General features: G+C 41.0%; 16 protein-coding genes. 1 reads left to right on the top strand and 15 read right to left on the bottom strand.

Translation table 11 applies throughout. The features are described 5' to 3' along the window. Positions 1-6: 6 nt before the first annotated feature. Complete coding sequence (locus ABD985_RS19510; RefSeq protein ID WP_345374733.1) at positions 7-744, top strand: hypothetical protein; 738 nt, start codon at positions 7-9, stop codon at positions 742-744. A gap of 76 nt (positions 745-820) precedes the next feature. Here ABD985_RS19510 and ABD985_RS19505 read toward each other — a convergent pair whose 3' ends face one another. From ABD985_RS19505 to atpE, 15 genes are all read right to left on the bottom strand, one after another. Then, complete coding sequence (locus tag ABD985_RS19505) at positions 821-1651, bottom strand: Calx-beta domain-containing protein (protein WP_345374731.1); 831 nt, start codon at positions 1649-1651, stop codon at positions 821-823. Between the two features lie 34 nt (positions 1652-1685). Next, a complete protein-coding gene (locus ABD985_RS19500) occupies positions 1686-3059 on the bottom strand; it encodes a RagB/SusD family nutrient uptake outer membrane protein (RefSeq protein WP_345374729.1) in 1374 nt (457 codons plus the stop codon). 20 nt (positions 3060-3079) lie between these two features. Further along, on the bottom strand, positions 3080-6046 hold the full coding sequence (locus tag ABD985_RS19495; RefSeq protein ID WP_345374727.1) for a SusC/RagA family TonB-linked outer membrane protein: 2967 nt from the start codon (positions 6044-6046) through the stop codon (positions 3080-3082). Positions 6047-6364: 318 nt separating this feature from the next. Then, complete coding sequence (locus ABD985_RS19490; RefSeq protein WP_345374726.1) at positions 6365-7183, bottom strand: hypothetical protein; 819 nt, start codon at positions 7181-7183, stop codon at positions 6365-6367. A 246-nt stretch (positions 7184-7429) separates the two neighbouring features. Continuing rightward, positions 7430-8884, bottom strand: coding sequence for a SusD/RagB family nutrient-binding outer membrane lipoprotein (locus ABD985_RS19485; RefSeq protein ID WP_345374724.1), 1455 nt, complete (start codon positions 8882-8884; stop codon positions 7430-7432). 90 nt (positions 8885-8974) lie between these two features. Continuing rightward, positions 8975-12175: a SusC/RagA family TonB-linked outer membrane protein gene (locus ABD985_RS19480; RefSeq protein ID WP_345374723.1), complete on the bottom strand. Its 3201-nt coding sequence runs from the start codon at positions 12173-12175 to the stop codon at positions 8975-8977. A 403-nt stretch (positions 12176-12578) separates the two neighbouring features. Next, positions 12579-14006, bottom strand: coding sequence for a SusD/RagB family nutrient-binding outer membrane lipoprotein (locus ABD985_RS19475; RefSeq protein WP_345374721.1), 1428 nt, complete (start codon positions 14004-14006; stop codon positions 12579-12581). 98 nt (positions 14007-14104) lie between these two features. Then, positions 14105-17314, bottom strand: coding sequence for a SusC/RagA family TonB-linked outer membrane protein (locus tag ABD985_RS19470; protein WP_345374719.1), 3210 nt, complete (start codon positions 17312-17314; stop codon positions 14105-14107). 716 nt (positions 17315-18030) lie between these two features. Further along, positions 18031-18795: an MBL fold metallo-hydrolase gene (locus tag ABD985_RS19465; RefSeq protein ID WP_345374717.1), complete on the bottom strand. Its 765-nt coding sequence runs from the start codon at positions 18793-18795 to the stop codon at positions 18031-18033. Between the two features lie 112 nt (positions 18796-18907). Continuing rightward, the gene (locus tag ABD985_RS19460; protein WP_345374715.1) at positions 18908-21037 is read right to left on the bottom strand and encodes a caspase family protein; all 2130 of its coding nucleotides are present in this window, start codon (positions 21035-21037) and stop codon (positions 18908-18910) included. A gap of 329 nt (positions 21038-21366) precedes the next feature. Continuing rightward, positions 21367-22254, bottom strand: a complete 888-nt coding sequence (gene atpG, locus ABD985_RS19455; RefSeq protein WP_345374713.1) for an ATP synthase F1 subunit gamma — start codon at positions 22252-22254, stop codon at positions 21367-21369. Between the two features lie 64 nt (positions 22255-22318). Continuing rightward, a complete protein-coding gene (atpA, locus tag ABD985_RS19450) occupies positions 22319-23899 on the bottom strand; it encodes a F0F1 ATP synthase subunit alpha (protein ID WP_345374712.1) in 1581 nt (526 codons plus the stop codon). 69 nt (positions 23900-23968) lie between these two features. Then, positions 23969-24511 (bottom strand): ATP synthase F1 subunit delta, encoded by a 543-nt coding sequence (gene atpH, locus ABD985_RS19445; protein ID WP_345374710.1) that lies wholly within the window; start codon positions 24509-24511, stop codon positions 23969-23971. A 39-nt stretch (positions 24512-24550) separates the two neighbouring features. Beyond that, complete coding sequence (gene atpF, locus ABD985_RS19440) at positions 24551-25030, bottom strand: F0F1 ATP synthase subunit B (RefSeq protein ID WP_345374709.1); 480 nt, start codon at positions 25028-25030, stop codon at positions 24551-24553. A gap of 206 nt (positions 25031-25236) precedes the next feature. Then, positions 25237-25485 (bottom strand): ATP synthase F0 subunit C, encoded by a 249-nt coding sequence (gene atpE, locus ABD985_RS19435; protein WP_345374707.1) that lies wholly within the window; start codon positions 25483-25485, stop codon positions 25237-25239. Positions 25486-25490: the final 5 nt, after the last annotated feature.

Here is a 25490-nt window from a genome sequence, read left to right as displayed (position 1 = left end):
ATTTCTATGAAACTACTTTCTTTAAGTGTCGTAATTTTTTCAATTGCATTTTTGAACAGTACACAAATTTACGCACAATCAGCACCAAGCAATAATGCATCAAAAACCGATAACCTACGCAATGCTTTTCATGGAAGTGTTATTCGCACTTCTAAAAAAGAAATAAAAACAGAAGGAAGCCCTTATTTCATGGACAATTGGTCCAAAGGAAATATTCTCTATAAAGAAAAAAACCTAGTAGAAAATGTTGAAATAAAATACCATACCTACCACGACCAAATTATTGTCAAACAAAACGGACAAGAACTAATGCTTGCCGCCAAAGATGTTAAGGAGTTTTCCATCCTCACCACTGAAGGGGAGAAGTTGTTCCAAAATCAATTGGTCACGAATGAAGATGATAAATTCAATCACAATTCTTATCTAGAATTACATTTCCAAGGAACACACCTCACTTTAGGAACGCACTGGCGTACCTATATTATCAAGGCCCCTAGAGACAACACCTATCACTCTGTAGACGCCAACAAGAAAGATCAGTTTGCCTTAACTTCTGACCTATACCTTGTTTATAATCAAGAAGCCGTAAAATTCTCTAAAAAGAGATTTCTAAAGCTTTTTCCAGAGCACAAAGTTGCACTAAATAAATATATCAAGTTACAGCAACTAGACCTTAAATCCTTAGCGGGAATTAAGCAACTCAGTATGTATTGCGATCAAATCTTAAGTACTACTGCTCAATAAAAATTTGTTATAAAAAAACCTTCAGACTTATCGCCTGAAGGTTTTTTTATAATTATATCAGTCAATAATCTTCTGATTACTCTGACAATACTACTGTCACAGGGAAAGCACTACCAAATAATGTCTCCTGCAGTACAATAGTAATCACACCATTACAAGCATCAACTTTACCAGCACCACCACCTTTCCAGTCACCGTCAACAGCAGGAACTGTTACATTTCCTGAAGCATCTACGGTAAAAGTAATCGGGTAAGGGAAAGAACCTTCGTAAGAAGCCTCTCCTGTCGCAAACGCTACGAAGTCACCCCAAACGTTCTCAATCGAGTAAGTTCCATCGCCATTATCAGTAACTGATACGCTTCCACGATCATATTCTGCAGCCCAAGATGGATCAGTAAATGATACTGTATATGAAGAAGCAATCACAATTGGACAGTCATCATCATTAATCGTCAATGTGAAGTTAGCCCCCAACATTCCATTATCATCCTGACCTACACGAAGGTTAGCACCATCTACGGATGTTAATGACAACTCAATAGTTTCAGTACTCTCTGCAATATCATTGTTTACCGTAGTGATCGAAATCGTTGCAAAATGCTCGCCTGCTGGAATCGTTACAGTACCAGCATTTGCCAAGATATAATCTGAACCACTTTCTGCAGATCCTGAGATCTCATAAGCAACCGTTACGTCTGAAGCTTGCGCAGGTCCTACCAAGTGAACACTGATATTATTCGTAATCGTCTCCCCTTCCTCTGCTTCTGAAACTACAGCACTTGATGTAGAGAAACGAACATAATAAGGGCCTTCAAAGACATTGCTTTCCGGCTCTGTACAAGCGTTGAATGTCATGGCAGAGAGCATTGCTCCTGCCATGAATAATTTATTGATTAGTTTTTTCATTATTCTTAATGATTAGTCGTCAAAAAGTAAGGAATTAATAACCGTCGTTTTGTCCCAAGTTAGGGTTTAGGTCTTTGTCCTGTTGAGGAATTGGCCATACAATATCTGTGTTAGCCCATCCTGCAGGGTTGTGTGCTGACATTACAGCATCTACACGACCTGTTCTTACTAAGTCAAACATACGGTGCCCTTCAAATGCCAACTCCTTGAAACGCTCTTGCTCTACCGCACTCAAGAAAGCTGTTTTGTTTGCATAATCAGCTGTTGTTTTTGCAGCAAGTCCTGCGCGAGTTCTTACGGCATTCAACATCGTTACTGCTTGATCATTTACATTACTATTTTGGGCAATTGCCTCAGCAGCGATCAAGTACATCTCTGCCAAACGGAACACTTTCGGACGGTCCGTTCCTTGTGCGATATCATTATACTTATTGATATAATATGTATTGGCAATTTTTGGATGCTCTAAATACATCGCTTTACGAGCATCTCCTGCTTCCGCATCTAATGCAGCAATCAAGTCAGCACTTGGACCATACTCAAAACGACCACCCAAGTCTGCTGGAAGCAAGTGGAAAGCTAACTGGTTAGCATCACTCACATCATAATAAACTTCCATAATAGTCTCTGTTGACCCATCTGCAAAAGCACTTGCATAATCAGCAGTCAATGAGTAGCTACCTGAGTTAATCACAGCAGTTGCTTTTGCTGCAGCCTCTGCATACTTACCTACATACAAATAAGCTCTCGCCAAGAATGCATCAACTGTCACTTGCGTGAAACGTGTTCTATCAGCTTCCTCATCATCATAAGTTGCTGGAAGATCTGCACGAGCAGCCTCAAGATCTGCGATTATTTTTGTTAATACTTCTGCTCTAGGAGTTCTCGAAATAGTTCCCAATTCCTCCAAAGATGTTGTTTCTGGATAAGGAATATCTCCCCATAAGTTTGAAAGATGCCATAAGCCCAATGCTCTCAATGCTTTCGCTTCTGCGATATATGGAGCTATTTCTGTAGCCTCTGCCTCTTCCAATTCTTCAGCACCTGCAATAACACTATTCGCATTGAATACCACTTTAAATCCTTGGTTCCAAATATTACGCATAGTCACATTCGCTGCCAATACGTTGTTTACATCCATTTCCTGGTTCGTAGGAAACGTACCAGTGTGGTCTCCCTCATCACTCATCAAGGCGATAGAATTCAACAATAGGTTACCATAGAAGTTGGTTACCTGAGCACTACTATAAGCACCCAAAATTGCTCCGTCCAAATCGTCAACTTCCTCAATTGCACGATCGTTGGTGATCAAATCTACTGGCTCTTGCTCCAGTAGAGAGTTTTCACAAGCAGTGAAGGACAATAATGCCGCCACTGCTGCTACTTTAGTGAAGTTATATATTTTCATTGCTTTAATACCGGTTTTAATTAGAATCCTAGGTTAACACTCAACATATACAGCTTGCTCTGTGGCTGTGTTAAGAAGTCTGTACCTGCAGAAGTGTTTGTCTCTGCGAATACACTTACTTCTGGATCGGCGCTGTAGTTTGTCCAAGTCAGCAAGTTATTAGCTGTTGCTGTGATCGTAGCAGTACTCAAGCCCGCTTTACTGATCCAGTTGCGTGGCACGCTATAAGACAAGCTAATGTTTTTCAGACGCATATATGATCCATCTTCCACCCATCTGTCAGAATCCTGTGAGTTATAACCTCTTCTTACGTTTGTTGCTCTAGGTACAGAAGTAATATCTCCTGGCTCTCTCCAACGATCTCTCATAGAAGCACCTGTCGCCAATGAACTACCTACATTCTCTGTAAATGCTCTCGTATTGTTATAGATCTCATTTCCTACTGAATACTGGAAGAATGCATCCAACGTAAATCCTTTGTAAGAAAGTGTGTTAGTGAAACCGCCATAATAGTCAGGGTTCGCATCTCCAACAATCTTACGGTCCTCATCAGAAATGATTCCATCACCATTTACATCGTCATAGATCGCATCACCTGTAGCAGGGTCAACACCTAGATAATCCAATGCATAGAATACGTTTAGAGGCTGTCCTTCCATATAAGCAGAAGCAAAACCTGTATCTACACGACCATCCGCGTTAGCTGTCTCCAGCTTAAGTACTTTGTTTCTAACAAATGAAATATTCTTGTTGACCTTCCAAGAGAATCCACCTCTATTAACCAATGTAGCAACAGCTTCCAGTTCCAAACCTCTGTTTTCCATTTCTCCAACGTTCGCTGTCAATGAAGTAAATCCTGTTACCCCTGAAAGTGGCTTCGCCAACAATAGGTCTGTTGTTCTAGAATAGAATACGTTAGCATTTACAGTAAGACGGTTGTCAAAGAAGCCTGTTTCCAAACCAAGATCTGTCACTGCTGTTTCTTCCCATTTCAAGTCAGGGTTAGCAATTCTGTTTGGAGCAGAAGCTGGTGCACCCAAGTAGTTTGCAGAAGTACCCCAAGTACCTAAGTAACGGAAATCACCAATACCATCGTTACCCGTGATACCATGAGAAGCTCTCAATTTCAAGAAGCTAAGTACATCCTGATTTTTCAAGAATTCCTCATCAGAGATAATCCAACCCCCTGAAACGGCCCAGAATGTACCATACTTATTGTTCTCACCGAAACGAGAAGAACCATCACGTCTTAGAGAAGCTGAGAATAAGTATTTTCCATCAAAGTTATAGTTCAAACGTCCAAACTGAGACTGTAGACCATAGTTTGATTTAAAACCAGTACCATCTGTAATCTGAGCTGCTGAAGTGATATACGTCAATGAAGGCTTCAAGAAACCAACACCTGTTACGTTATTGAATGCATCAATTCTCTTTTGGAAAGTCGCCCCTGCAAGAAGTGAGAAGTTATGCTTTTCTGCCACTGTTTTGTTATATGACATAACGGGTTCTACTACCCAAGTCATTAAGTCTCTTACATCGTAGAAACCTGATCCGTTACTTGCTGAACCTTGTGCCGTAGTTGCTGGCTCGTAGTGATCTTGCTTAAGAATATTGTAATCCAAAGACAAATCCGTTCTGAAATCCAATCCTGGCAAGATATTGTACGTGAAGTTCGTATTTGCAATAATCTTCGTCATAGAGTTCGCGTATCTTGGCTCCAATGCTGACGCTACTGGGTTAGCAAATGGCGTTACAGAATACTCACCACTCTCATCGTATACAGGAATACCTGGAGAAGTCAAGATAGCCGTTGAGTATACACCGTAAATGTTATTATCATTTTGGATACGGTTGTTAATCTCATAACCACCATAGAAGTTTGTTGCTACATGCAAACGCTCACTCGCTTTAAAATCCAAGTTGATCTTTGTGCTATAACGTGTTAGCTTCTGACCTAACATCGTTCCTTCCTCATCTCTGTAAGATCCACCCAAGAAGTACTTCACACGGTCATCACCACCGCTTACATTCAATTGGTAATCACTTACTCTAGCAGTTCTGAACACTTCTTCTACCCAATCATTGTCAGTAGTCTCATCCCATCCCCAATCTGCGTAAGAACGTGCTGTACCGCCATCATTTGTTCTTGCTTCGTTCAGAATGTCGTAGTATTCTTTTGAAGTTACTTTATCTAGTACTTTAGTAGGCTCTGCGATACCAGTGTTATAAGCAAAGTTGATTTTTGCCTCACCCGACTTACCTCTTTTCGTAGTGATCAATACAACACCATTTGCACCTCTAGTACCGTAAATTGCTGTAGAAGCTGCATCTTTCAATACTTCAATAGACTCAATATCTGATGGGTTCAAAGAAGAAAGTGCAGACTGCAACTGTCCACCAAATCCACCTCCAGTAAGGTCACCTTGAACAACTGGTACACCGTCTACTACATATAGCGGAGAGTTATTACCCAAGATAGAAGTTGCCCCCCTTACTCTTACAGAGATACCTCCACCTGGAGCACCAGAAGAAGCTGTTACCTGTACACCAGAAGCTTGTCCTTGAAGAATAGAAGAAGCATTCAATACTGGCTGACGCTCAACAACGTCTGATCCAATAGAAACTGTAGATCCAGTAATTTCTCTCTTAATCTGAGTTCCGTATCCAACAACTACTACTTCTTCCAACTGTTGCGCGTCTTCTGAAAGCTGAACAGTGAATTTTGTTTGTGCACCTACTTTAATGTCCTGAGTCTTATACCCTACAATAGAGAAACTCAGTACCGTTTGCTCCGTTACGCCACTTAGCGTAAAGTTGCCATCGATTCCGGTTACTGTACCATTAGTGGTACCCTTAACCAATACAGTTACACCTGGTAATCCTTCTCCTGTTTCATCGGAAACGATACCAGATACTGTACGCTCCTGTGCTAGTGCAGAGAAAAGCACCCCCAGAAACAACCCGAACAGTAATAAGGTTTTTTTCATAAAAAGTTTACAATTGAATTAGTTTAAATATAAAAGTAAATAAGGGGGGAATTGGTACCCCCTCGGGCTTGCCCGAAAGCAGCAAGTATCATTGATCTGAAAAAAATCTTCAGTATAAGTCGTATTTAAAATAAAAAGCAAGGATGTTTTTTCAACATACAAACAAGTCGTTTACGTTAACATCTCTTATAACTATTCTTTGTTAATAATGTTTAAATTAAAGATAATATTTGCTTAAAAACAAAGTTTCCCAAAAAAATACAATCCGCTGAATCAGTACAAAAAACACATAAAATAGAGTAAAAATAAACTCAAATATTAATAATGAGTAAAACTACTATATATTCTATTGCAAAAGCCAATAACATTGATCATATCTTCTTTTTTTCTAACGGATAATTTTTCCTTTTTTATATAAATCCCCACTTCTTCTGTCAGCTCTCCAAAAAAAGGCAGTAGCTTTCTTCGGCCCACCCCTAATTTCTTGATATTTCCTTCCGGATCAGAGATAAACAACGTATAATTCCTTACCCTTGTACGTGTTAAGGGTTCATCCTCCCTCCAGGGCACTGGATCTCTCCTTCTTCTATTAAAATTTGACTGGTCAACATAAGGTTCTACTGTTTTGAGTTCTATTTTTGCCAGCAACTGATACGCCCCTCCCTCGATCACTTCAAAGATGCCCACTACCGGCACTCCCTCTAACCGATAGGCGTACCCGTTAACATAGTGTTTTCGTTCATAAAAGCCCTCCTGAGTTTCTATATCCAGATAAAACGATTTGATTTTCCGGAAATCTACTGTTCGATATAGGGTATCTTTTTGTACTAAAGAGTCTGTTCTTCCCACCGCTACTTCTTTTCGCTGGGTAAGTTGCTGCCAGGAAAGGTCAAAACGAGAGGGTAGTTCTTGTAGGGTATCTCCATTATATAATACGGCGGCACCTTCCTCCCAGGTACCGTATAAATAATTGATGGTATCCCGGGTATCCTCCGGACGTTCATCAATTTCTTCCATATCTATTTTTTGGGGGTTGCGTACGTAGGGAAGCTTTTTACGGTTATAAAAAGAATTTTTTTGTGCAAAAAGGACTGTATAAGGCATAACCAATAACAGTAATAGTGTTAGTTTCTTCATCAGCTTTATATGGTATTATTAAGAAGCAATAAGTTATTTATAGGTACGCTTCAATCCCCTACTGATTAGCAGGAATTCATCGCTCTTTTAAAATAAATATTTCTATCAGGATTATCAAAGGAGAAAAAATTTGAGAAGCTTTTAAAGCTTATTTCGAGTACTATTTCAGAAAATACATTGAACAAAAAAAGCCTTGCAACATCTGTTGCAAGGCTCTTATATCTATAACTTTTGAGTTAGCGAAGTTTAGTTCGCATCCCACCAAAGTTTTTGGTTCAAGTTCACCTCCTCAGGTCTATTATCACCGTTTGTACCGATTTCATCTGAAGGATAAAGTGCACGAGTTGGGATACCTGTTGCTACAGGAGACATGTCAGCTGGTGCAGACAACATTGGATAATCCAATCTTCTCCACTCAGCCCAAGCCTCAAGTCCTTGAGAGTACAGAGCAACCCACTTTTCAGTACCAATGACTTCTTTGTAGTTTGCTGCATCATAAGGGTGAGCTGCCAAGTAAGCATCAGCATCTGCCTGATCTACACCCCACTGCGCCATTGACGCCTGAACTGCATCATTATAATACATCTCTGCATCTCCAGAAATCATCCCTCTTTGCACTGCTTCAGCCAAGAAGAAGTTCATCTCTACAGCACTCAGCATGATTGCAGGAGCAGTCATTTCTCTGATTGCGTCTGTTGGACGAGAGGTAGTTGTTTGCAAGCTAAATGATGCAGCATCAGTAAGGCCATAAGGCATTCCTTTGTAAGCATCTAGCGAGTTTTTCTTCGCATATTTGCTCAAACGAGGATCATCATCAGCTGTTTCATACGTGTCATCAGCGCCAGCAAGGTGCATCAACAAAGTCTCTGATACAGAGTAGTCATCTCTATTGTCGATATTCACATTGTACCACATAGGGTTAGACAATGCTGCCTCTTCTGCAAAAACGAAGTTAGCATCATCTGCAGTATCTGTAATTACTCCTCTAGAAACTGCACTTGCTACTGTAGAAGAAACATCTTCTTTGTCAGACATTCTCATCGCAATTTTTACGATCAAAGAGTTCGCAAACTTTTGCCATTTCGCCATGTCACCTTCATAGATCACATCTGCGCTTCCGAAGCCTTCAGCACCTGGAGTGATTTCGCTCACTGCTGCTTCCAAGTCTGCAATCAACTGAGGATAGATATCAGACTGCGCATCGTAAGCAGGAGAAGGGTACTCATCAGCATTCAAAGCCTGAGAGAAAGGAATATCTCCGTACATATCGGTCAGGTTATGAAAAGCCCAAGTTGTCAACACCTTGATAACCGCCAACTGATTAGCTTTTGCTTCAGGAGTAAGGTTCTCATCTGCCTCAACAAAGTCTTTAGCAGCTTTAAGATCCATTAGACCTCTTGAATAAGTAGTATTCCATACCAGGTTAAAGTTGGACGCAGAGAAGTTATATCTTGACTCTTCCGCATACTCATTTTGTCCAAAGTGTTGAACCATCAACATCCCGAACTCATAGTTCGCTGAACCTCCCCAAAACAGGTTGTTCAAAGAGAACTGCGCCTGCGTTACCAGGTTTGATGCTGGAACCGTTGTAGGGTTGTTCGGGTCAATGTTCATTTCAGTGAATCCCTCATCACATGAAGAAAGGAATAGAGAGCTCGTAGCCGCAGCTACAAGGGTCATCTTTCTTAGTATATTTTTCATATTCGTTGATTTCTTAAAGTTCTATGAATTTTACTTCATGAGGTTGGGAAGTAAACTCCCCAACCATTCATCTTAATCGGTAAGTCTTGATTAGAATTTGAAGCTAATGTTAGCACCCAATGATCTTGTAGAAGGAAGGGATGCATTTTCGAAACCTTGTCCGTTTCCTGCTCCATTTACCATCTGAGGATCCAAGAATGGGATATCAGAATAAAGCAGTGCTAGGTTTCTACCAATCAAGTTGATGCTTACATCTCTTACACCAAGTCCTTGTACCAAGTTGTTAGGCAGCGTATAACCAAACGATACTTCTCTCAACTTGATAAAGTCAGATTTGTATACGTTAGGAGCTGCAGCATAGTAGTACGACTGGAAGTAAGTCTGAGGATTAACGGCTGTAGTATTAGGCGTTCCATCTGCTGTTACACCATCCAATACTAAACCATTCTCACGGATTCCACCTTCAGCAGTTTCTGGCAACATACCTGAGTATTTCGCCCACTGGATAGAAGTAGAGTGCATATAACCTCCTTGCTGGAAATCAACGAATGCTGAAGCTGAGAAGCCTTTGTATCTGAACGTGTTTCTTACACCACCTGTATACTTAGCGATTGCTGAGCCTAGGTACTCATAATCGTCTGAGAACTTGTAATAACCATTCTCATCAACAATTCTCTCTCCTGTTTCCTCGTGGTAAGTATAGTCGTTACCGAAGATCGCCATGTAAGGATATCCTTTCTCAATCATCAAGTCAGCCGCCCAAGTACCACCGTAACGGATGTTATCTACACCTTCTGTAAATTCAAGAACTTCGTTATCGTTCATTGCGAAGTTTGCTGTGATATCCCATGAGAAATCAGTTGTTTCGATTGGTCTAACATTCACCATCGCCTCAATACCCTTGTTTCTCATTGCACCAGCGTTAGTCCATCTTGATGTATATCCTGTTGCTGCAGAAGAAGCAACAGCGATCAATTGATTCGAAGATGTTCTATCATAGTAAGCAGCATCTACTGTTACTCTACCGTTCCACAAACGAACGTCAACACCAATTTCGAATTCGTCAGTTTCCTCATTTACAAGGTTGCTGTTATTCTTAGCATTTGGTACAGTATATCTTGGCAATCCATTGAACAATGGAGTAAGTGGCTCATACACGTCATAAAGTGCGTAAGGTCTCGCATAGTTGGCTGCTTTACCCAAAGAAGCTCTCACTTTTGCGAAAGACAAGATATCATTGTTTTGCAGTGCAGGAAGTTCTGTTAGAACGAATGAAGTAGAAAGTCCATAGTAAGGGTATCTTCTAGCTCCTTCAGGTAGTGTAGAAGCAGCATCGAAACGAAGTGAACCATCTACGAATACCATATCTTTCCATCCAAATGAACCTGTACCGTATGCTGAGTTGATAGCCAACTGCTGTACGTTAGTTTCGATTGATGGAGTTCCTACCGAGTTAGAAATGTTATAGAACCCTTCTAGTGCAATACCTGATACCGTAGAGATCGAGTTGAAGTTTTTCTTCTGGTACATGTTGTTTGCTCCCAACATACCTGTTATAGAGATATCTCCAATTCTCTTGTTGTATGACAAGTGTACTTCTGAGTTCACCTCAGTGTGTGTACGTACCCACTCTGTATAATCTGAAAGATCAATACCACCTTGTGCTCTTCTTTCCTCAGATCTGAATGTATAAGTATCAGTACCGATTGACCCTTCTAGCTTTAAGCCTTCTACCAGCTGATAGCTCAACATTGCCTTACCGTAGAAACGGTTAGTGATATCCTCCTGCACGTTATTCTCACGTACCCAGAATGGGTTATCAAAGTATCTTGGACTCGTATTGAAAGAAGTCAAGTTACCATCCTCATCAGTTGCAATACCTACTGGGTTCCATGTTTGTTGTGAACCATCTGCTCTGTAGATATCTCTCAATCTATCAAAGTCCAGCTGTGTTTGCCACCATTGTGAAAATCCTTGCATTGGGTTGTTGTTATCATAACCCGTAGCAGAACGTCCGTTTACTTCTTCTACTACGTAGTTACCTACAGCAGTAGCAGTCAATTTCTCTGAAAGCTTGTAGTTTGTGTTGATGCTAAATGTATTTCTGTCCATTCCAGAATTCGGCATCACACCATCTTGGTGTAGGTTTGTATACGAAAGACGGAAAGAACCGTTTTCGTTACTTCCTGTTAGTGCAATATTGTTATTGAATGTTTTACCAATATTAAAGTAGCTATGGTAATCGTTTGCTGGTGCTACCCAAGGGCGAGTTTCACCGTAGTTATCTGCATTTTCATCCCAAGAATCCCAGTGTCTTACGTTTACATTTGGATCGTAAGCAGGTCCCCAAGAACCATCCTTAGCATAAGCTGGAGCCAAGTATTTTTGTCCATTTTCTGTAAACTCCCAGAAACCGTGGTCAGTATCAGGGTTGATTGCACCACCACCATATAACTGCTGGTGCTCAATCATATTTACCGCCTGATCGAATGTAACACTTGAATTAACGGTTACACCCAATCCTTTTTTACCACTGTTACCTGATTTAGTAGTAATCAAGATTACACCGTTTGCACCACGTGCACCATAAATCGCTGTTGCTGAAGTACCTTTCAATACGGACATACTTGCAATATCAGCAGGGTTGATTTGGGAAGCCTTGTTACCATAATCGTAAGCACCTCCACCAAAACCTCTTTGCTGAGAGTTAGACGAGAAGTTGGAGTTATCCATTGGTACACCATCTACTACAAATAGTGGTTGGTTATCTCCTGAGAAAGAGTTTACACCACGAATCTGAATACGAGATGAACCACCCAAGGCAGCACCTGCTGCACCCTGAATTTGAACACCAGCTACTTGTCCAGAAAGTGCATTCACAAGGTTAGCTTCTTTAGACTGCTCCAAAGATGCTCCGTCCACTTTTTGAACTGCATAACCTAAAGATTTCTCACTTCTTTCAACTCCCATAGCAGTCACAACCACTTCTTCCAATTGCTCTACATCTTCTGCTAAAGCAATTTTGAAATTTGTCTGGTTAGCAACAGCTTTTTCAACTGTTTTATAACCAACGATACGGAACATCAATACTGATTCTGGAGATGCTTCCAATGTAAAGTTACCGTCTAATCCGGTCACTGTACCAACGGTCGTTCCTTTGATCTGAACAGTCACACCAGGTAGAGGCTCGCCACTAGCGTCGCTTACCACACCTGATACTGTCTTGTTTTGTGCCAAGGCCATTGAGAAAAGGCCAAGCACAAATGATAGCAGTAAAAGTGCTTTCTTCATAAGATTTAAATAATTGAATTGGTTTACTAATATTAAAAAAGTACTTGGAGGAAATGCGGCGCGCTACCTTAAATACCTCCAATAGATTCTGTGTTTTGTGATATATTCACAATTTTACAATTATTAACCTTTAATAACAAATAGATGTCCAAAAAAAATATTCAAATTATTGAACCCACTGTTAAGTGTTATTAACGCACTTTATATCAAAAATAGCCTGATAAACAGAATTTAATCAAATCAATAAAAACATAGATACCCGTATAATATTTTGGAAAAGACACAGCTTACAATACTCTATTATATTTAAAAGGAACTTTACTCATAAAAACTGCAAAAAAAAAGCGCAGGAATTGCTTCCTGCGCTTATCAACGTCTTACGACAGTATCTATACGGTAAACCTTATTGGTTCACTGGTGTCGCTTCAAATACGCCTAGTGGCTCTGGTGTATTCTCGTTAGAGTTCACCTCGTCCTGAGAGTAAATAAAACGTTTTGGTAGTTCAGCACCTGTTACTGGAGTTGGCTTAACCCCTACTTTATCATCTGCTGTTCTTCTTAGATCGTTGAAACCTTCTACCTGACCAACAAAAGCAAGGTAACGCTCTTCCATGATCTCCTGAAGCAATGACTCCTCAGCAGTAAATCCTGCTACTGCTGCCATTCCACCTGCCTGGAAGTCTGCAGCATCATATGCTTCGTACATCAAACCTTCTGCATGGTAATCAGCATGGATATACCCACCTGCATTCATATAAGCTCTGTAGTCGTTCAAGTGACCCAATGCAGCTGTGAAATCATTGTTTCTTGATGCAGCTTCCGCTAGGATCAATACGTTTTCGTGCATCGTTACCAATGGGAAAGAAGTTGCAATATCAAAGAAACCATTTCCTTTACCTCCCCAGAATGAAGGGTGTGAGTTTGGCTCCCACTCGTCGCTATACCACTGCTCATCAGAGTAAAGGTAGTTCAAACGAGCTCCCTCATCTGTTTTTGCGTTTCCTCTGTACATCGCATCTGCACCATTCAATAAAGAAACTGCATAAGCGTTATCAGCAGTCATATAACCTGCACGCTCCCACTCCAAGAATGTCCAGAAAACGTTAGTGTTTACATTGATGTTATCTCCGTGATCCACCATTAGGTTATTCGCTACATCACTGATACCCTTTTGAGCTGCAGCATAAGCGCTAGCATAATCACCTACGTGCATGAAGTATCTTGCTTTCAAAGTATAAGCTACCTCTACCCAGTTACCTGTGTTGTAGATAGATGCTGCCGCACCTTGTGCTTCGATATCTGCGATAGCCTCATCCAATAGTGCTTGAAGCGCTGCATAAACATCTGCCTGTGCATCATACTCAGGATTAGGGTACACATCGCTCTGAGCTGCTTGAGAGAAAGGAACATCACCCCAAAGTGAAGTTACAGACCCCATTGTGTTTGCCTGAACAATCTTGGCAACACCTGCTGTTGCTCTGTCATTGATTCCTTCAGCTTTTGCAATCACTAGAGATGTTTGCTGCATCACCCCTTGGTAAGCGATTCCCCAAGTTGCATCGAAATCTGCCGCACTTGCTACATAGTTGTTAAGACCTACGTACTGACGATCAGCTCCCGTGAAGTATCCTGACCACATACCTGCCAAACGCGCTACGTCTGACTCATGGAACATTGCGTTTGCCAATTCAGCGGCAGGAAGGATTAGATTTGCTGGTGCGTCTGCTGGTTGGTTTGGATCGAATTCCTCACCTGATACCAAAGACTCACATGAAGAAGTTGCAGCTAAGAATGCTGCTGCAATAAATATATTTCTGAATATTTTTTTCATGATTTCTTCTAGATTATAAGGATAGATAATCAATGATTCTCTAAGCTATGGGAAGAGTGTTAGCAACACTCTTCCCTATAATTACGAGTAGCTTCTGACTAGAAGTCTACTTGTACAGAGAATACCAATGATCTTGTGTTCGGGTTGTTGAAGTAATCCAAACCACGACCATTAGAAGCTCCTGTTAGGTTTGTCTCTGGGTCAATACCCATGAAGTCTGTCCAAAGAAGCAAGTTTCTTCCCGTTGCTGAGAAGTTCACGTTTCCTACGTGTAGGTTATCCTTCAACCACTCATTTTTCATTGAGTAAGAAAGAGTTACCTCTCTCAATCTTGTCCAAGTTGCATCCTCGATAGCTACCTCAGATACTCCGTTGAAACCACTACCCAATCCGTCACTGTAGTAAGACTGATCAAGTGCTACGTTTCCTGCTCCGAAGTCATGGATAGTACCTCTGAACGTAGATCCAGCTTCTAGGAATGTACCGTTAGCAGTGTAAAGGCCTCCTTCTGGAACCACTGACTCTGTTGCAGTTCTTGCTGAACGACCGAAGTGATCCAATACAGCAGTAGTACCACCCCACATGTCACCACCTTGAGAGTGCTCGAACAATACGTATAGTCTTACACCTTTATATTTCAATGTAGTACCTAGACCACCTCTCCAGTCAGCATTAGGGTTACCCACAACACCTTCTGTTACGTCTTTTGTTGGGAATCCATTCTCGTTCAAGATCAACTCACCGTCAGCATCTCTTGCAAAACGGCTACCCCAAAGTACTCCTAGAGGTTGTCCTTCTACTGCTCTTGAAGAAGTTCCTGTGAAACCTGCCAAGAACAATGACTCTGTTCCGTTCAAGCTCAATACTTTGTTTCTCAATCTTGTCCAGTTGGCATCAAATGACAAGCTGAAGTCTCCTGTAGAGATTGCCTGGAAGCCAGCTTCTAGCTCGATACCTTGGTTCTCCAATGAACCAGCATTCGTGTACTGGAACTCAAATCCTGTTGATGGCGCTACTGCTACTGGAAGGATAGCATCCTTTGTTTGGTTGTAGAAGTAAGTTGCACCTACGCTCAAACGATCCTGGAAGAAACGGAAGTCTCCACCTACCTCGTATTCTGTTTTGATCTCAGGCTTGATCGCTGCATCACCTTGAGTTGCACTCAACATATAAGCTCCTCCGTAACCTGAAGCATCCAAGCTAGGTCCCCAAGATTCTGTAAATGCTGCTGATTCGTAGTAAGTACGTGTGCTATAAGGGTTAGGCTGAACACCTACTTGTCCCCAAGAAGCTCTCAACTTCGCGAAGCTCAATAAATCACCACCTTTTACCAATTGGTAAGCTAGGTCTGTAGATGGATAGAAGAATGTAGACTGTGCATCTTCACCAAATACTGAAGAAGACTCACCTGCAAGGGATGCATTCCAGAACAACTTCTCATAGAAAGAGATGTTTGTTGTTGCGTAAGCTCTTGCCGTTTTCACTGTCGAACGGAAGTTCGAAGGTGTCTTGTTCTGTGCAATAGCGTTGTCAAAGTTTGCTGGAGCATCATCAATGATGAATGTGTTCATGCTACCACCAATAGAGTTGTAATCATTTTGGTTGTAGTTGAAACCGAATACGGTAGTCGTTTGAATATCCTCGTTGATGTTCTTAGATACTCTTGAGATTACGTCAAAGTTATACTGTGCCTCAGTCAAGTTGAACTCAGAGTATGCACCTGTAGTGTTATTACCTGAGTAAACAGGGAAGTAAGTTGAACGCTTGTCGTTAGAGTAGTCAATACCACCTCTTACAATTACGTCTACCCACTCTGCTGGCATATACATCATTTCAGAGCTACCAATGAAACGGTTTACCTCTGAAGGGTTTTGCTGCTCATTGATTGTCCAAAGCGGGTTGTTGTAGATAGGGTTGTTAGAACCCAAGTATCTTCTGTATGATCTGTGGTATCCTTCCATTGGAACAGCTCCCTCAGATGCATAGTAATCACCTTTATAATCTCTGATATCAAAGTCAGCTGGCGTTCTCAATAATCCTAGGAAAAGACCTGCAAGGTTAGAACCTTTCTGTACACGATCTGAAGTTACTTTCGCGTAAGAGAAGTTGTTCGTTACTTTGAATGAGTCACCAAACTTTCTGTCTGCATTGAAACGGATTGTTGATCTGTTATAGTCAGATCCTGCTCTCATTGTACCTTCTTGTCTCAAGTCACTCAATGACAAGAAATAAGTTCCGCTTACATCACCACCAGAGATTGACAAGTTGTTCTCCATGAAGTGACCTGTTTGGAATACTGCATCCCAGTTAGACTGGTTGTAAGTCTCCTGAGAGTTTCTCTCAAGGATTGGATAATATTTATTACCTGTCTCAGAAACAAAATATCCACCTGTCATGTCTAGTACATCTGCAGCTCCTGAACGATCTGCGATTTTGTCACCCCAAGACAATGCTTGTGTAGGAGAGTAAGCTCCTCTTGTACCTTGTCCGTAAGTATCTTGTAGTTCGTGCGAACGGTTTACTTTGTCAAATGACACTGTAGAACGGAAAGACACGTTCATAGATCCTCCTGAGTTAGAACCTTTTTTCGTTGTAATGATGATTACACCGTTAGCGGCTCTAGAACCCCAAAGTGCTGCTGCTGAAGCACCTTTCAATACTTGCATAGAAGCGATATCGTTCGGGTTGATATCGTTCAAACGAGACTGCTGAGATACACCATCAACATCCTCACCTCTTGAAGAGTTACTTACTGGAATACCATCGATGATGATCAATGGCTGAAGGTTACCAGTGATCGTAGACTGACCACGAATCTGGATGTAAGAACCTGCTCCTGGGTCACCAGAAGAACGAGTAATCTGTACACCAGAAGCTTTACCAGCCATACCGTTCAATACGCCAGTCTCTCCTGATTCTACAATACCTTTTGCCTCGATCTTAGAAGCTGAAGCACCCATTTTATCACGGCTTGCCTCAAAACCTAGTGCAGTTACTACAACCTCTTCTAGCTGCTCTGCATCTTCGCTAAGTGTTGCGTTGATTTTTGATTGGTTAGCAACCTTTACTTCTACAACCTTGTATCCTACCATACGGAATACCAAGATGCCTTCTGCTGGAGCTACCAATGAATAGTCTCCATCCAAACCGGTTACCGTACCTACGGTTGTTCCTTTTACCTGAACAGTTACCCCTGGTAGTGGCTCGCCCGAAGCGTCAGCTACTACACCAGATACTGTTACTTCCTGCGCCAAGGCCATAGAGAATAGCCCAAGCACAAACGATAGCAGTAATAGTGCTTTTTTCATAAGAAATTTAATAATTGAATTGGTTTACAAAAAAACGAGATAGTATCAGTTGCGTCTATAGATGTTACTGGTTGAACAAGATCAAAAACGTCCTAATTACCTCCATTTATCTTCGTAGAACATTACCTTAAAATCGCTAGCAGTCTCCCTCAGGAGCTTCCTGCTTACGCACCGACAACGTTGTTTTTCCTTTATTCAAAAAAGAAAGACAAACAGCTCACAAAGAAGTTTTTTTGAGATAAAATAATAGAAAAGAGATGTATGCTAGCTGATTGTTAGTAAAGTCTATTGTTTCGTAGCAAAGCAGAGAATGAAAATTTTTCTTTGCTTCTGTATTACAAACATAATCATAATAATTCTTAATTCAATACCATTAACATATTACACTTGTTAATATAAGTTAATATTAACATATGAATTTTAATAAATTGAACGCACACAAGATTACCTAAAACACATAAATGATTGCAATATTTTATTTTTCACAATGTTATTACGAATCAAAACATCTAATCAAAATAAAATATCAAACAGAAATAAAATCACAAAACGACAAGACGAAAATACCTCTTTACAAAAACAGCCTACCTGAATTAAAAAAAATATTACAAAACAAACTCAGTTAACATCTTTAAAGGTAAAAGGTAAGAGGTATAAGGTAACAGGAGTTCACCTATTACCTTATACCTCTTACTTTTTACCTTTTACCTTTTACTTTAAATCTTTAAGCCATCATAAGCCAGGTATACATTTTCGGGAAGCATTTGTGAAACCTCCTTATGCAAACCCAATCCATGACTGATATGAGTCAGGTATGCTTTTTCCGGCTGTACCTCTTCAATAATACCCAGTGCTTCTTTTAAGGTGAAGTGAGAATAATGGGGTTCATGTCTAAGGGCATTTAAGACCAACACTTTACTTCCCTTTATTTTTTCCTTTTGTTCTGGAGCAATATAGTTGGCATCTGTGATATAGGTAAAATCATTGATTCTAAATCCCAGCACAGGCATTTTACCATGAATCACTTCAATAGGTTGAAAAAGGGTTTCTCCTATCTTGAAGGGTTGGTTTGCCTGAATCTCATGTAAATCTACCGATGGCACTCCCGGATACTTATGTTCTTCAAAAAAATAATTGAACTCACTTCTCAATTGCTTTTCTACTAATTGATTACAATATACGGGCATGGGTTGCATGCCTTGTGCAAAATAAAAAGCTCGGATATCATCCAAACCTGCCGTATGATCTTTGTGTGGATGTGTAAACACTACGGCATCTAGTTGCTTGATATGAGCCTGCAACATTTGCTGCCTAAAATCTGGACCCGTATCAATCACAATACTTTGATGATCATCCGTTTCTATATGAATCGAGGTTCTAAGGCGTTTGTCCCGATAATCAACCGAGGTACAAACCTCGCAGCTACAAGTAATAATCGGCACTCCTTGGGAGGTGCCTGTCCCTAAAAAAGTTACTTTCATCGTTGAGTAGTTGAGGTGGCTTTCGTCACTTATTGAGGCAGCTTGCGCCGCAGGTTGAGAAGGCTAAAAATAATTATTAATGAAGTATGAGAAATTTTTAATTGATAATTTTTCATTTTTCATCCTCTGTTTCCTCTGTGGATTGCTCTGTTCCTTCTACCTTCTGTTCTGGACGATCTTCTGCAGCTCCTCTTTTGCGAAAAATCATTTCTCCTCCTTCGTCCCCTACATTCTTTAATGCACTTCCTCGAGGTACTTGCTCACTACGCTCTACCACATTCTTCTTGACATATTGTACTAAGTCAGATACAGGAACTTTCTTGTATTGATTTTTTTCGAAGAAATCAAGGATGGTCTGATTAAAAGGACTATGTGCGCCCACGACTCCATCAGAGACCGGCTCCAACATCCCTGAGGTCAAGCCCCATCGGGATCGAAAACGGGTAATCACATCTTCATACCTATTATCTCTTTGAATATCTCTAAAAATGGCACCGGCAAAACAGGCATCGGCCACTACAAAAACATGCTTGGCTTTCATCTGCTCTACCATCCGAAGTAAAGTAGTATTTGACAAATAAGTAGATTCTTTTTTAGCCTTTCCGTCGATGGGTATCCAGTAACCTTCGTTGATTACGTTATCAAAAATCCCGTGTCCTGAGTAATAAATAAGTAACTCATCATTCCAGTTCATGCGGCTGATCAATGATTTCAAAGAATCTAGTATATTCTCTTTGGTCGCTTGCTCATTGTATAGGGTAAGTGTATTTTCCGCCGTAAACTGATATTTAGAGGTCATAACCTCTCGAATTGCTTTGGCATCATATACTGCATTAAATAGTTTAGGAAATTCGGTATACTCATCTACTCCTATCAGAAACAAATAAGATTCCCCTTGCTTATCGACTGCTTTCAGTTCCTCATCTTCTCTTCTCACTAAGGTGATCTCTTTCTCCGACTCATTCCCATTCACATCCAAAGCCTTTACCAGTATAGGGTTTTCTCCCATCGTCAGTTTTACTAATGCACTAAAGGTATTTTCCTCACTAAGGTTCGTCTTTACCCCATTAACAAAAACACTGTTGACCCCAAACTCATCCACTACATTCCCTTTGACTAAGACTTCATCATTACCGACCAAGATCTTATTCCCTCTCACAACAGGAGCTGTAATCAAGATCATTGGAGGTGTCTTATCACTTTTATCCCTATATCTTATCGGGGGTTGTACATCTAAGTTTCTAATGTTCCATAATTGCATCTGATCATTTAAAAAAGAAGCTGATGCCAAATACTCCCCCTTAGGACCAAACTCTATAGATACAATGGTCCCTCCTCCCCTCACATAGTTACTACTCTTAAACGAGAGTGTTTCCATATCCCAAATAATGAATTGTTGGTCCCGTCCACAAGAAGCCAAATAGCGGTTATCGGGGCTAAATGAAAGATCATAAATCCAGCCTCTATGCTTCCCTCCCTTCAACGTAACACAAGTCAGGGAATCACCTAGGTCTTTAACTACTCTCACCTCTCCATCATCCCCTGCAAAAGCAAATAGTTTACCATCAGGACTAAAACGCAGTGCCCTTATCCATACATCAAACTTACGTTTAGCTCTCAGTTCCCCTGTACGAAGATTACGCAAGACCACCCAACCATCTTTTCCTGAGGAAGCCACTGTAGAGTCACTCTTACTTACCACTACATTTAACACTCCTTTTTTATGGTCATTATAAGAAGCTAACTCTTCCCCCTTTATATAATCCCACACTTTAACTGCCCCATCTTTGCTACCGCTAACAAGGATCGCTCCTCCCATATTGGAATCCAAGGCTGTTATCGTATTCTCATGTCCTTTTAAGGATATCTTCTTCTCCAACGATTTGATATCTCTTACAATGATTTCATGTCTAGCGGCCTGTTTAAACAAGGGTATTTTCCTTCTCAATTTACTTAATATCGGACTCTTAGTACCTGAATAAATGACTTCTTTCCCCGTATTAGAATAGCTAAACGCTGTGACCCTATGAAATTCCGTATCGATCTGTGCATACTTCCCCAAACTACCAGCATACCACATGGTAATATGATACTCGTGCGATACCGCAATTTGCTCTCCATCTTGGCTGAACTCAATCTGTTGGGCCTGATAACCTGTAGGTACATTAATCACTTCCCCCTGAGCGGCAAGATATAGCGTAGAAAGTAGCGTGAGTAAAGTAGACAGCAGTAGGTGTTTCATGGGTTGTTAATTTTTAATTTTCAGTTATTAATTTTCAATTGAGTTTGAAAAAAGGTGATCCTTTGGGAAAGGTCATCTATATAAAATAAAAAACCTTCTATACATTAACTATAGAAGGAGCGATTAAAGGGTAGAAATAAGGATACTAATGGAGGAAGGAGGAAGGAGGAAGGAGGAAGGAAAATATCTATTATTAGATTAATTCCTTTATCCTTCAACTAAACAACATGAACGAGCGAAGCTCAACTAAACACCATGAACAAAAAAACCTCAGCGTTTTGAAAAACACTGAGGTTATATAAAATTTTTAATTGAAAATTAAAAATTTATTAAGAGCCTTGTGCCAATGCTTCTGCACCACCCACAATCTCTAGGATCTCTGTTGTAATTGCCGCCTGTCTTGAACGGTTATACATCAATGTCAATTGCTTGATCAACTCACCGGCGTTGTCCGTTGCCTTATCCATAGAAGACATACGAGCACCTTGCTCCGCTGCGTTAGAATCCAACAATTTTGTATAGAAAGAGATCTTCAAAGACTTAGGAATAAGCTCTTTCAAAATATCTTCCTTATTCGGCTCGAAGATGTAGTCCACCTCCATTTCCTGTGCGTTTTCTTTTGATTCGTCAGCATCTGCTGCTACAGGCAAGAAACGATCAGCATGTACAACCTGTGTCACTACATTTACAAACTCATTGTAAACGATATCTACAGCGTCGTAAGTACCGTTAAGGAATTCCGCCATAGCGTATTCCGCTACTTTGCGAGCCTGCTCAAAAGACAGGTCATGGAAGATTTCAGCGTAATCAGAAATTACATTGTAATCTCTCTTCGCAAAGAATTCGTTTCCTTTGTTTCCTAAAGTCAACAAAGTAACATTCTTGCCAGCGTACTTCTCTTCAACCAGTTGTCTTGTCGCCTTAATAATGTTGGCATTAAAAGCGCCACAAAGACCTCTGTCAGAAGTAACTACTACGATCAATACATTCTTGATCTCGTCACGCCCTTGCGCATAAGGGTTGTTTGCCTCTTCTTTCAAAGCGGCAGTAACGTTCCCAAGAATAGAAAACAGCTTTTCAGAGTAAGGACGCATCTGCGTAATTTTATCCTGTGCCTTACGCAATTTAGATGCCGCCACCATTTTCATAGCTTTGGTAATCTGCTGCGTGGATGTCACAGAACCGATTCTTTCCTTTACTTCGTTAAGAGCAGCCATTTTTCTATATAAATTTAAAAACGTAGTGAGCAATCCCTAACAGACTACTCACTACCAATATTATTTATGAAGCGTAGTTTTTCGCTACTTCTTCTCCTACTTTTCTAAGTACTGCGATGATGTCATCAGACCACTTACCAGCAGCGATTGCACTCATCGTATCAGCTTCTTTAGAAGCAAGAACCTGAAGGTATTCCGCCTCAAATTCTTTTACTCTTTCCAAAGGCACTGGATCAAGGATACCGTTAGTACCCGCCCAGATGATTGCTGTTTGCTTCTCTACTGAGAATGGAGAGTACTGTCCCTGCTTCAAGATCTCCTGGTTTTTCTGACCACGATCGATCGTCAACTTCGTTGCCGCATCAAGATCAGAACCAAACTTAGCAAACGCCTCCAATTCACGGAACTGCGCCAAGTCAAGCTTTAATGTACCAGATACCTTTTTCATAGGTTTCGTCTGTGCAGAACCTCCTACACGAGATACAGAGATACCTACGTTGATCGCTGGACGAATACCTGAATTGAATAGGTTAGTCTCCAAGAAGATCTGACCATCTGTAATCGAAATTACGTTAGTCGGGATATAAGCCGATACGTCAGATGCCTGTGTCTCAATGATTGGAAGGGCAGTCAAAGAACCACCACCTTTTACCAAGTGCTTGATAGACTCAGGAAGGTCATTCATATCTTTAGCGATCTCATCCGATGAGTTGATCTTCGCTGCACGCTCCAATAGACGAGAGTGCAAGTAGAATACGTCACCTGGGTAAGCCTCACGTCCTGGTGGACGTCTAAGAAGCAAAGAGACCTCACGGTAAGCAACCGCTTGCTTAGACAAATCATCATACACTACTAGTGCAGGACGTCCAGTGTCACGGATAAACTCACCAATTGCTGCACCCGTAAATGGCGCAAAGTACTGGTTTGGTGCAGGGTCAGAAGCATTACCTGCTACAACTACTGTGTAATCCATCGCACCTGCTTTATCCAAAGCAGCTACTACGTTGGCAACAGTAGAAGCTTTTTGACCAACTGCTACATAGATACAGTATACTGGTTCTCCCTTGTCGTAGAACTCTTTTTGGTTGATGATCGTATCGATGGCTACAGCAGTCTTACCTGTCTGACGGTCACCAATGATCAACTCACGCTGTCCTCTTCCAATTGGTACCATAGAGTCAATAGACTTGATACCCGTTTGCATCGGCTCGTTTACAGGCTGACGGAACAATACACCTGGTGCTTTACGCTCCATTGGCATTTCATATGTTTCCCCAGCGATTTCGCCTTTGCCATCGATTGGTTCGCCAAGCGCGTTAAGTACACGACCAAAAACGCCATCACCGATCTTTACGGATGCGATTTTGTTAGTTCTTTTTACTGTGTCGCCTTCCTTAACTTCTACGGAAGAACCCATGATTACGGCACCTACGTTGTCCTCTTCAAGGTTCAATACCATACCTACTGCCCCTGTTTCGAACTCCAAAAGCTCACCTGACTGAGCATTCGTTAGCCCGTAGATACGAGCAACGCCGTCACCAACTTGTAGTACGGTACCCACTTCCGCAAGCTCAGCTTGACTCTGGAAGTTTGTCAGTTGCTCTCTAAGAATTGCAGACACCTCGTCCGGTCTTACTTGAGCCATTGTTAATTTATTTTAGTGATTATATTTCTAAAAAAGGATAATTCTTTATCTAATTAAAACGCAAAGGGCTTAAGCCACTAGTTCACGTCTTAACGCTCTAAACTTAGAAGAAATTGAGGCATCGATCTCGCGATCGTCTACCGTCAAAATGTATCCTCCAATGATAGAGCTATCGACTAATGAAGTCAATTCTACTTTGTCTTTACCAGAGATCTCTTTCACCTTGTTGACAAAGTCCGCTCTCATTTCTTCGTCGAGTTCAATTGCAGTCACTACAATTGCTTTCTGGATACCATTCAGATTGCGATATTTCTCAATGTATGAGACAGCAATAGCATCCAATACTTCTGTTCTATCTTTATCACACAGAAGCGCAAGCAAGTTTTTAACTACCGGATTCACCTTTTCAGCGAATAGTGCGTCAAGGATGTTTTGTTTTTTCTCGGAAGGAACAATCGGGCTTTTCAAAAGTGTCTTTAGCTCTCGGCTTCCAGATATCGTATCATGAATGTCCTCCATGTTATCACGGATTGCGTCCAGCGTATTTTGCTCTTTCGCAATAGACATCAATGCATCAGCATATCTGACGGCTACTCTTGATTGTGCACTCATTTTCTTACGATTTATGCGATTAAGGGAATAAGCTAAGGCTTATGCCAAAAGCTCTTTTACAAGTTGCTTTTGAGCGTCATCAGCTTTCAAGCTCTGACGAACAACTTTTTCAGCAATTTCCAGAGAAAGCTCCGCTACTTGACCTTTAATCTCAGCCATCGCCGCTCTCTTGTCTGCTTCAATCGCATTTCTAGCTTCTTCGATCATACGATCAGCCTCAACTTTGGCAGCTTCCTGTGCCTCTGCGATCATCTTCTTGCCTTGTGCTTGCGCATCTTTCAAGATTTCTTCACGCTCGGCTCTCGCTTCCTTCTTCGCAGTTTCGATATCTGCTTTCAGGTTCGCCACTTCTTTCTTTGCCTCTTCTGCTTGAGACAAAGCTTTAGTGATAGAGTCCTCACGATCTTTCAACGCTGTTGAGATTGCAGGAAAAACCTTCTTAGCCAACACGAACAATACAATCAGGAAGAACAGTGTAGTCCAAAAAATAAGACCGATACCTGGAGTAATAATGCTCATTTTATCTATTATTTATAAAATCAATATAATTCTCATTCATAAACCAAGACGTATTTTTAATTAAGAATTAAGAATGAATAATTAAGAATAGAGTTTCCTCCTTTATTCTTCATTACTAATTCTTCATTTTTCATTAAAAGGGTCTCAGTAGGATATCTGTCCCCAGGCAACCCCTGTAGGACAGATATCAGCTTTGTCAAAAGATCTTAAGCAAGACCGATCAACAAACAAACTACTACTGCGAAAAGCGCAACACCCTCGATAAGAGCTGAAGCGATAATCATCGCAGTCTGAAGGTTTGATGCGAACTCTGGTTGACGAGCCATAGATTCTACAGCGTTTCCACCGATTTTACCAATACCGATACCAGCACCGATTACAGCAAGACCAGCACCTAGTGCCGCACCAAATTGGCTAAGAGAGCCGATTACTTCAAGCAAAATTGCAAGTAGCATGTTGT

The sequence above is a fragment of the Algivirga pacifica genome, assembly GCF_039543525.1.
Taxonomy (GTDB): Bacteria; Bacteroidota; Bacteroidia; order Cytophagales; family Flammeovirgaceae; genus Algivirga; species Algivirga pacifica.
Note: the sequence above shows the minus strand (reverse complement) of the source record. Positions and strands in the feature narration are given on the sequence as shown.

Bases quoted from the DNA above. Each gene is read 5' to 3' on its own strand.
- atpH (WP_345374710.1), bottom strand. From the start codon at position 24,511: ATGAGTGCACAATCAAGAGTAGCCGTCAGATATGCTGATGCATTGATG.
- ABD985_RS19495 (WP_345374727.1), bottom strand. From the start codon at position 6,046: ATGAAAAAAACCTTATTACTGTTCGGGTTGTTTCTGGGGGTGCTTTTC.
- ABD985_RS19460 (WP_345374715.1), bottom strand. From the start codon at position 21,037: ATGAAACACCTACTGCTGTCTACTTTACTCACGCTACTTTCTACGCTA.
- ABD985_RS19510 (WP_345374733.1), top strand. From the start codon at position 7: ATGAAACTACTTTCTTTAAGTGTCGTAATTTTTTCAATTGCATTTTTG.
- ABD985_RS19465 (WP_345374717.1), bottom strand. From the start codon at position 18,795: ATGAAAGTAACTTTTTTAGGGACAGGCACCTCCCAAGGAGTGCCGATT.
- ABD985_RS19505 (WP_345374731.1), bottom strand. From the start codon at position 1,651: ATGAAAAAACTAATCAATAAATTATTCATGGCAGGAGCAATGCTCTCT.
- ABD985_RS19500 (WP_345374729.1), bottom strand. From the start codon at position 3,059: ATGAAAATATATAACTTCACTAAAGTAGCAGCAGTGGCGGCATTATTG.
- ABD985_RS19470 (WP_345374719.1), bottom strand. From the start codon at position 17,314: ATGAAAAAAGCACTATTACTGCTATCGTTTGTGCTTGGGCTATTCTCT.
- ABD985_RS19475 (WP_345374721.1), bottom strand. From the start codon at position 14,006: ATGAAAAAAATATTCAGAAATATATTTATTGCAGCAGCATTCTTAGCT.
- atpF (WP_345374709.1), bottom strand. From the start codon at position 25,030: ATGAGCATTATTACTCCAGGTATCGGTCTTATTTTTTGGACTACACTG.
- atpA (WP_345374712.1), bottom strand. From the start codon at position 23,899: ATGGCTCAAGTAAGACCGGACGAGGTGTCTGCAATTCTTAGAGAGCAA.
- atpE (WP_345374707.1), bottom strand. From the start codon at position 25,485: ATGCTACTTGCAATTTTGCTTGAAGTAATCGGCTCTCTTAGCCAATTT.
- ABD985_RS19480 (WP_345374723.1), bottom strand. From the start codon at position 12,175: ATGAAGAAAGCACTTTTACTGCTATCATTTGTGCTTGGCCTTTTCTCA.
- ABD985_RS19490 (WP_345374726.1), bottom strand. From the start codon at position 7,183: ATGAAGAAACTAACACTATTACTGTTATTGGTTATGCCTTATACAGTC.
- ABD985_RS19485 (WP_345374724.1), bottom strand. From the start codon at position 8,884: ATGAAAAATATACTAAGAAAGATGACCCTTGTAGCTGCGGCTACGAGC.
- atpG (WP_345374713.1), bottom strand. From the start codon at position 22,254: ATGGCTGCTCTTAACGAAGTAAAGGAAAGAATCGGTTCTGTGACATCC.